Genomic DNA, 9364 nt, shown 5'->3' on the forward strand with positions numbered 1-9364 from the left:
ATTATACTGATGCTCGGCAAAAAAGTCATGGTGGGGTTGCCCAGTATTTATACTCATCGCAAAAGTGACACGCTCCCAATGACAGTAGTTGTAGTATTGCACGGTTTGGGAATGGCCAGCACTTATCCAGAAAGGGCGATCGTCCTCGATGTCGGCCAGATAGTCTATGATGGCAAATGCCACAACCTCTCCGACAAATTTAGCAAATTAACACCTCCCAAAGTAGAAGTGTGAACTCCTCTCTTTTGTTATCTTCCTTCGTGTCCTAGCGCTAACGCACCTCGAAGCGGTTCGTTGAAAAAAAAGCCCTTTCACTAATTAAAAAAAATCGCTGTACCTCAATCTAAAAATAAACGCAGATGACCGAAAAAAACTTGGGTACTTTCTCTAAAAACTATGGCTGGATCAAAAATCTGGGTATTGCAGTAGGTTTAATTGTACTTTACGGTTGGGCGCTGCGCGGACTAGAAATTGATGCAACAACCCTGGTCGGCAGTTGGCCTTACATGACTGATTTTATCTCGCGCTTGTGGCCACCGAATCTCGAAATTATGGATGTAGCAATTAAGGCTTTAATCGAGACAATCCAAATGTCGCTTTGGGGAACGACAATCGGGGCAATTATTTCCGTGCCAGTTGCTATTTGCAGCGCCCACAACATAGCACCAAGGTGGCTGCAATGGCTGGCCAATTTGGTACAAAATGCGGTGCGTTCTGTTCCTTCAATTGTGCTGGGGTTGCTGTTTGTATCGGCGACTGGTTTGGGCGCGCCGGCGGGTACTTTAGCCCTGGCAATTTATACTATCGGCTATCTTGCTAAATTTTATCAGGAGGCGATCGAATCAGTAGAAGCGCGATCGGTCGAATCTTTAAAAGTCGTAGGTGCATCTTGGCTGCAAGTTGCCCAATACGGCATTTTCCCGCAAGTATTGCCGCTAGCATTGGGTTATACGCTGTGGATGTTTGAGTATAACATCCGGGCGGCTTCGGTGTTGGGAGTCGTCGGCGCTGGCGGAATAGGCTTTGAATTGGTGAATTATATCAGATATTTTGAATACAACAAAGCAACAACAATGATGTTAGTGCTGTTAGTTGTAGTCACGGTGATAGATGTTATTAGCAGCAAATGGCGGCAGCGGCTAGAAACAAAATAAGGACAGGTTGAGAAACAAAATAATGGCACGGGAATGCCGTGTCCTTACCCAAAAAAGATCGCCCAATCGGATTTAACCACGGCCCGATTAATTGTAGGGAAACGGCACTGCCGTGTCCTTATTTCGCGTAACGGGTAAAATAAACTGGATTGGAGGGTGAAATTGCCCTCGCGAGTGCGATCGACTCCAACCATCGACAACCGCAAAAGAGGAAACGGCATTGCCGTTCCCCTACCCAAAAAATAGCAACTAAAGTGTTTAACCCCACATTCCGCACCCCAACTGGCACATACGCAAATTGAGGGGATAATAGTGAGTAAAAACACCCAAAAATCTCTGTAATGATCGCATCACTCAGTTAGGAATTCCTAAAAATTGACGTGAGGGCATGAATTAAATCTTCTTAACCCATAAAACATCAAAAATCCGACCATTAACAACTATTAAATTCCAGCATATATCGCCCGCATTATGACAATAATACATCACTGCTGAATCAAAAATTATTTAAATCTAAGTCAGTTTTACCAATCAATAATCGAGTTCATTTCACAACAAAAAATAATAAGACCGACAGGTGACTGGAAACAAATTTAAGATAGCTAACCGTTCGGATGTCAAATTAGAAACTTGCTGAATTCCTTGAATACACACGGCATGAATCGATTGAAAACTTTGGAATATCCAGCGCAAAGTAGGTCGATTGGTTCCTTTGCCCAACTGATTTTTTACGGTTTTATTAGTGAGTTGCAAGTTTTGCCGGAGTAACCTTTGACCTAAAGTATAAATCAACAAACACAAACCCATTACCAAAGTTAAAGCCTCGATTCTTTCCGGCGACTTGAGAAATACGCTATCCGTAAAAAATAGGGGATCTTTCAAAAACCCAAACCCTCTCTCTGCCGACTGCTGTTCCTTATATTTTACAATCATTTCATCAGGATTTAATTGTGAGGCATCCAGCACATTAGTAGCTAAGATAAATCTGCCACTAGCTTTGGTTGCTTTGGCTACCGCACGCTTCATCTAATTCTAGTTGTGCTTGAACTTTAAATATTAACTTGGAGCTAGAAATGTCAGAACTGGTCGAATTAGCCGCGGATTTTGCTGTCGCTTGTCTGCTACTAACTTGGGTTGAATTATAATATTTTAGTTTGGCAGATAAACGACTTGCTGCTGACAAGGCATCGGTGTCACAAGCAAATTCAATATTTGATAATTCTCGCAACTTTTTCTGACCTTCAACTTCAGCTTTCTTGAGGTTTTTTTCTAACTTGCGTCGGTCAGAATCACGCCGCAAACTGCTCTCTACTACTAACCATCTTTGTGCAATTCCACCATAATTACTTTTGTGTTCTGACCAACGATATCCTGTCACTGAACTTTCATGAAATTCTGATTCATTTAGTTGACATACCAATTGCTGCGCTTGTTTGAGGCTCAGTGGTACGCGAGTTAACCATCTTAAATTGATTAACATTTCTAAGTTGGGAGCCGTATATAATGCACTATCGGCTACCATTAAACTGTCGAAATTTAACTGTTTTTTAAAGTCTTGACAAATTGAGGCGAATATGGAATTATCTGATTCGTTGCCTGAAGCTACTCGCAAAAATAGTGGTACATCTCCATCTCCACTACAAATTAGGTCTAAAATAAACTGTTTTAAGTCGGGGCGATGGTCACTCTTTGTAGCCGTAGGTAATCTTAATTGGTACTGGGGATGTTTGATGTTCTATCGATGAATTATCCAACTGATTGCTATCCATTTCTGTGCTAGAAAAAGATACTGCTGGCAATTCTTGTTCATATTTGCCATGTAGATGAAATGAACTTGAGTCTAAGTGAGATGTGTCGGTTTTTATCTCGAATTTTTGAGCCGCTGACAGGCCAATTGTTGTGAATATTTCGGTAATTACGGCCATTTATAATTTATCTAATACTCTGCCTAAACGGTCATCATTCAGATGTGATGCTTGAATTCCTGACCCAAGTAAATGTTCTATTGCTTTCCCTTCAAAAAATTTAGAAAATAAATATAGTGGGGCGGAAACCATCCCTAATCCATTGATAATCATGGCTTTAACTACCAAGCCGGGGCTGACTATTTCACCTGGTTGTTCGCCTACTAATTCATTGATTTTTTCGACAATTCCTATTTCATCAACTAGACCGGCTATCAGGCCCAGATGATCTAGGTTTTCTACTTTCATCTGGGATGCTTTTTGCATGGGCGGCTTGATCCTGATTTGAGCGTTGATCGCGCTCGCCAGTTTACACTATTTTTGGTAATGATTGGCTATGGTTGCGATCGCAATTAACGCATTTTCCTCATGAATCATCTTACCGCTGGGCAATCAACTTGGTTTTGGGCCGATGCCTACGGCCAGCAACGCTTACGCATTTTTCACACAATCAGATTTAACTCATGCCCGAACCTGAATTTGCAAGAATGGACAACTGGGTGATGCTTAACGACCCAAGTCTTTGGGTATTTCTACTCACTATTCTCTCGACTTGCTCACTGTGACGTGCTCAATCCGTGTATGTGCCAGTTGGGGTGCGGAATGTGGGTAGGAACACGGCTTGCCGTGCCCCTAACCGTACCGATATCCCGATTAGGATTCTTGCCGTTTAGAACAAGAACAATTCAGAACTACCGGAAATTCCTAAATCGACATTATTGACAGTTGCAAACAAACTGTTACCGCCAACCGTAGAACCGTTGCTATCGTAATACAGTTTAGTAGACAAACCGTCGTAGAGAGCAATGAACGACGGCTGGGTTAAATTTGCTTCAAACACAGTTACATCAGACACTGTGCTGCTGTAAGCGTACAAACTCTGAGTCACAAATGCAGCTCCGGTTCCGATTTGAAAGCCAGTGTTGGAGATGCTAATTTGATCGTCAGCAATGCTGTAATCGGTAATTACATCCCCGCCGCCAGCAGTAGTTCCGAGGAACGTAAACTGATCCGCACCAGCACCACCGTTGAGAACATTGGTTCCCCCACCACCGATTAAAGTGTCATTCCCCTCGTCACCGTTGAGAGTATCGCTACCCGCGTTGCCAAAGAGACTGTCGTTACCAGCGCCACCGGAGATGCTGTCGTTACCTGCACCGCCGTTGAAACGATCAACACCCAATCCGCCGCTGAAGATGTCAGCAAACTCAGTACCCGTGACGTTGTTATCAGCCGCATCTCCGATAAACAAGACAGGAGTGGTGAAGTTGTAACCGCCAGCACCAGAACCGAAGTTGTTAAAGGCGACGGGGAAAGTGTTTCCAGCAGCAGTTAAATCGGCAACGCTACCTGAGTTGGTAGTAGTACCAGTAGGAGAAGAGGCGATCGTACCTGTAAATACAAAGTCCGCCGTTCCCAGATTGCTAGCAGCAGTACCCAGATTCGCAATGAAGGTAGAACCACCGGCTGCGGTACCGTTCGCGTCAAAATACAACTCAATATACAACTCAGTCCGGTTCGACGCATTATTCGTAAAGGCGAAGAAACCAGCAGTTGTAGAATTGCCCAGGGCTTTAGCTTGTGCAGCTTCCAAAGTGGCATAACTGCCGCCTGTGAAAATCACTAACTCTTTGCCAGTAATGTCCGGATTTGAACCGCTAACACCGTCAAAGTTAGTCGTAGTCAAATTACCGAAAGCGCTCGCGGTAAACTCGAATTTGTCAGTTCCCGACTTAAAGTCAGTAATCGCATCACCGTCGTTTTCGCCTGGTGCTTTGTAAACAAACAGATCCGCACCAGCACCGCCAGTGATCAGATCTACACCAGAACCGCCGCTGAAGATGTCAGCAAACTCAGTACCAGTGACCCAGTTAGCCTTCGCATCTCCGGTAAACAAGACAGGAGTAGTGAAGTTGTAACCGCCAGCACCTGAACCGAAATTGTTAAAGTCGCTTGGGTAAGTGTTCCCAGCCGCAGTTAAATCGACAATGCTGCCTGAGTTGGTAGTAGTACCAGTCACAGTAGTGCCATTGGCAGAAGAGGCGATCGTACCTGTAAATACAAAGTCCGCCGTTCCCAGATTGCTAGCAGCCCTACCCAAATTAATAATCCAGGTAGAACTAGAACCACCGGCTGTCGTACCGTCCGAGTCAAAATACAACTCTGTTTCGTTCGACGCATTCGTAAATGCGTAGAAAGCAGCAGTTGTAGAATTCCCCAGAACCTTAGCTTCTGCAGTAAATTCCTGAATGGTGGCATAAGTTCTGCCTGTGAAAATCACTAACTCTTTGCCAGTAATGTCCGGAGTTGAACCACTGGAGGCGTCAAAGTTAGTCGTCGTCAAATTGCCGAAAGCGCTCGCGGTAAACTCTAATTTGTCAGTTCCAGGGGTAAAGTCAGTAATCCTATCGCGGCTTTCGCCTTCTGCTTTGTAAACAAACAGATCCGCACCAGCACCGCCAGTGATCACATCTGCACCAGAACCGCCGCTGAAGATGTCAGCAAATTCAGTACCAGTGACACTGTTAGCCTTCGCATCTCCGGTAAACAAGACAGGAGTAGTGAAGTTGTAACCGCCAGCACCTGAACCGAAATTGTTAAAGTCGCTTGGGTAAGTGTTCCCAGCAGCAGTTAAATCCACAACGCTACCTGAGTTGGTAGTAGTACCAGTGGGAGAAGTACCAGTATCAGAAGAAGCGATCGTACCTGTAAATACAAAGTCCGCCGTTCCCAGATTGCTAGCAGCAGTACCCAGATTCGCAATCAAGGTAGAACCACCGGCTACAGTACCGTTCGAGTCAAAATACAACACCGTCTGGTTCCAGGCATTCGTAAAGGCGAAGAAACCAGCAGTTGTAGAATTGCCCAGGGCTTTAGCTTGTGCAGCTTCCAAAGAGGCATAACTGCCGCCTGTGAAAATCACTAACTCTTTGCCAGTAATGTCAGGATTTGAACCGCTTACAGCGTCAAAGTTAGTCGTCGTCAAATTACCGAAAGCGCTCGCGGTAAACTGGAATTTGTCACTTCCAGAGGTAAAGTCAGTAATCGCATCAGGGCCTTCGCCTGCTGCTTTGTAAACAAACAGATCCGCACCACTGCCACCGCTTATGACATCCAAACCGAGGCTGCCAGTGATGGTATCGTTGCCGTCGCCGCCCTTGAGGCTATCGTTATAATTGCTGCCGACAATCTTGTCATCGCCTGCTAAACCATCGTAATTAACAGGGGCCGGAGAAGTGGTGAAATCCGCATTGTCCGCACCAGCAGTACCGACAAGAATATTAAGTGGTGGGCCCGTGAAGACCGTGAAGACAATGTTAGTGACATCCAGGCGAATGCTCGCCGAGAAACTGGTGACAATTTCAAAGCGCGCCCCAACAGCAAATACCAGCACAGAACGGCCGGTCTCGGCATCTATGAACTGACAGAAAGTAGGCGCGTCTAGGTTGCCACCCAAAGCTATAAACCGGGCTTGCAAAGACGCGATGCTGGTAACAGTGATATCCGCGGTGAAGTCGAGCAAATTAGCGCTGCCGATCGACCCAACAGTAGAAGTAGCAGTAATCTCCAGTCGGGTCAAGCTAGAAACGCTGAGATTACCAAAATCTGCTGTAGAAAGCTCTAAAAGATCCTCAGCGACATTGAAGTCAGTAATTAAGTCAGCTTCTGCAACTGTTTGAATCTGTTGGCGGGAAGTGCGGTAAATATAGCGATCGTTTCCACCACCACCAATTAGAGTATTGGTTCCTTCGCCGCCTTCGATCGTGTCATTGCCCTCATTTCCGGTTAATACGTCATTCCCAGGACCGCCTACTACTGTGTCATCGCCGCCGCCAGCTTCGATATTGTCATCATCATCGCCGCCGTCGATATCGTCATCGCCATCGCCGGCTTTAACGTTGTCCTTGCCTTTGCCTGCTTTTATTTTGTTTTTGCCTTTGCCGACTTCGATCTCCTCATCGTCATCGCCACCGTCGATATCGTTATCGCCATCGCCTGCTTTAATTGTGTCCTTGCCTTTGCCGCCGATGATTTTGTCGTTGCCTTTGCCGAGTATAATAACATCGGCATCATCGCTGCCTTCGATGTCGTTATCCAGCGTCGCAGAACCGACAATAACTTGAGGTGCTGTAGTGCCAGCAAAAATAAAGACATTTTGCTCGACATTCAAGCTAAAACGCTGGTTGATGAGAGTTCTTCTGCCGTTGCTAACTTCAAAACCAATACTAAGCGCACCGACAAAACCTACTGCCGCTTTTAATTTTACCAAGCCTGCGTTAATGTCTGTTTGAGAGAAGGTAGAACCGACTTGTGCTGGGACTCCATTCAACAATAGTTGGCCGGTTGTAGGATCGGGCAGCTCGGTTAGCGTGTAGACTATGCCGCCAGGACCTTGCTCGTCATCGACAAAACTCAACAACTCAGAAGTAAGAGTTTGCTCGTCGCCGCTGGAACCAGCAGTCAAGGGCTGATTAGCTTCCACTCGCGCAGGGTTAAAAATCGGAGTTTGAGGTTGATTTGGAGTTGGAGTTTGAGGTTGAGTTGGAGTTGGAGTTTGAGGATTAACTCCCAAAAAGTCGCCAGCAGTGATAAGCGTTGCGTTGACATTCAACAATAGCGCCAGCGCGAAGTTATTGACCCGAATTTCGGTATTGACACCGATTTGTATAAAGGTCAAGCTGCTAAAGTTCAAGTCGCCAGTCAGCACAAACTTGTCTTTGCCGTCTTCGTAGTCACTGATGACTGCACTTGCCCCAGAGTTACTGTCACTCAGGCCATAAACGTCATCTCCACCACCGCCTATACAGGTATGGTTGCCAGTACCGCCCATCAGCGTATCGTTGCCGTCGCCGCCCATCAGCGTATCCTCGCCGTCGCCGCCGCTAACGCTGTCGTCTCCGTCGCCGCCGTCTGCGATGTCATTGCCGTCGCCAGTAATGAGGGTATCGGTGCCGGCACCGCCCATCACGCTATCGTCGCCGGCACCCCGCCGTAGATGGTATCGTTGCCGGCGCCGCCGTCAACCTTATCATCTCCTTCGTTGCCGTGGGCCCAGTCATCGCCGTCATCGCCTTCGCAGGTGTCGTTGCCGGTACCGCCCATCACGGTATCGTCGTCTTTACCGCCGTTAAGCTTGTCGTTGCCTTGGCCACCGTTAACCTTGTCCTTGCCCCGATCGCCCTTTATTTCATCGTCGCCATCGCCGCCCTCGCAATCGTCGTCATCTTTACCACCGTAGATTTTATTGTTTTTCTCACGGTTTCCTTTGATTTTGTCCTTGCCTTTCTTGCCGTATATCTCATCCTCATCGCCGGTGAGGAAAATTACGTCACCGCCATCATTACCGGAGGGAGTTCCGCGGTGATCGACAATTACGTCATCGCCATCATTACCGAAGAGAGTTCCGCGGCGATCGATGCCGCTGTCATCATCGTCATCTTTGTCGCCCGCACCTTCTTCTAGTACGCCCATAAATTCCGCAGTTTGGCTGTTATCAGCAGCACCTGTTTCGGGTGCACCGTTAGACTGATTCGGAAGTTTGGTCTTAACGCCATCGGGGTTTTCGGCGATCGCCTGCTTAATAAACTCCGCGAACTCCGCATCGGTAATTGTAGGGCTGTTCTTGTCTAAATCCCCGACAGGATTTTGTGTTTCATCAGGCTTGGCCAAAGGTGTTCCCGATACATTTTTTGACACGATTTGTTGATCCATTGTAGATATTTTCCCAAAACGATTGAGCTTCTTAGAATCAATTTATCACTGTAGTTTAGACTAACCAAAGATGAGAACGGTGGCAAAAGAAGAACTAGAGCCACCGCGCCAGGAGAGAATGAGGGTGAAAAATAAAACCTATCCACTCCTTAAATGAACAGTGAACGATTAAAGGACTTTCCTGGGAGCAGCATACGATTTATTAGTGAAAGCGAAAGATGCAACATTCGAGCTCATGGATGAGCGTGATGACCACTCCGAATGCGTCATGTTTAGCGGAATTTTCGCTCAATCCATTATTCAATCGTCACAGGCGTTGCGTCTACGAAGCGTTACAAGACTGTAGACCAGACCGAAAAAAACTGATGCTGCTGTATCTGGAGCAATTACAGAAAGAAGCACCCCCAACGGAACACATATTAGTGGCAATCGACCACACTGCATGGGGGAGACCAGAGGGAGCGTGTCACTTTTGCGATGAGTATAAATACTGGGCAACCCCACCATGACTTTTTTGCCGAGCATCAGTATAAT

General features: G+C 46.4%; 4 protein-coding genes and 2 pseudogenes. 2 read left to right on the forward strand and 4 right to left on the reverse strand.

Annotated elements, in window-relative coordinates; translation table 11 throughout:
- Together QUB35_RS37565 and phnE are read left to right on the forward strand one after the other, a co-directional pair.
- Positions 1–234: pseudogene (locus QUB35_RS37565) on the forward strand (hypothetical protein); the annotation flags it as partial.
- Between the two features lie 125 nt (positions 235–359).
- Positions 360–1154 carry a phosphonate ABC transporter, permease protein PhnE gene (phnE, locus tag QUB35_RS37570; protein ID WP_333147977.1) on the forward strand — a complete coding sequence of 265 codons (795 nt, stop codon included), beginning with the start codon at positions 360–362 and terminating at the stop codon, positions 1152–1154.
- A gap of 549 nt (positions 1155–1703) precedes the next feature.
- Here the strand turns inward: phnE and QUB35_RS37575 are convergent.
- The 4 genes and pseudogenes from QUB35_RS37575 to QUB35_RS37590 all read right to left on the reverse strand — a co-directional run.
- Positions 1704–3385, reverse strand: a pseudogene (locus QUB35_RS37575) (IS1634 family transposase).
- A 403-nt stretch (positions 3386–3788) separates the two neighbouring features.
- A complete protein-coding gene (locus QUB35_RS37580; RefSeq protein ID WP_333147979.1) occupies positions 3789–8084 on the reverse strand; it encodes a cadherin-like domain-containing protein in 4296 nt (1431 codons plus the stop codon).
- Positions 8084–8830: a hypothetical protein gene (locus tag QUB35_RS37585; protein ID WP_333147981.1), complete on the reverse strand. Its 747-nt coding sequence runs from the start codon at positions 8828–8830 to the stop codon at positions 8084–8086. The genes QUB35_RS37580 and QUB35_RS37585 overlap by 1 nt, the downstream gene beginning before the upstream one ends.
- A gap of 300 nt (positions 8831–9130) precedes the next feature.
- Positions 9131–9364: hypothetical protein (locus tag QUB35_RS37590; protein WP_333147983.1), on the reverse strand; the 234-nt coding region annotated here is incomplete at its 5' end.

It is taken from the genome of Microcoleus sp. B13-B6, from assembly GCF_036705405.1.
Classification (GTDB): domain Bacteria; phylum Cyanobacteriota; class Cyanobacteriia; order Cyanobacteriales; family Microcoleaceae; genus Microcoleus.

Coding starts and splice junctions, on each gene's coding strand:
- QUB35_RS37585 (WP_333147981.1), bottom strand. CDS start 8,830: ATGGATCAACAAATCGTGTCAAAAAATGTATCGGGAACACCTTTGGCC.
- phnE (WP_333147977.1), top strand. CDS start 360: ATGACCGAAAAAAACTTGGGTACTTTCTCTAAAAACTATGGCTGGATC.
- QUB35_RS37580 (WP_333147979.1), bottom strand. CDS start 8,084: ATGGGCGGTGCCGGCACCGATACCCTCATTACTGGCGACGGCAATGAC.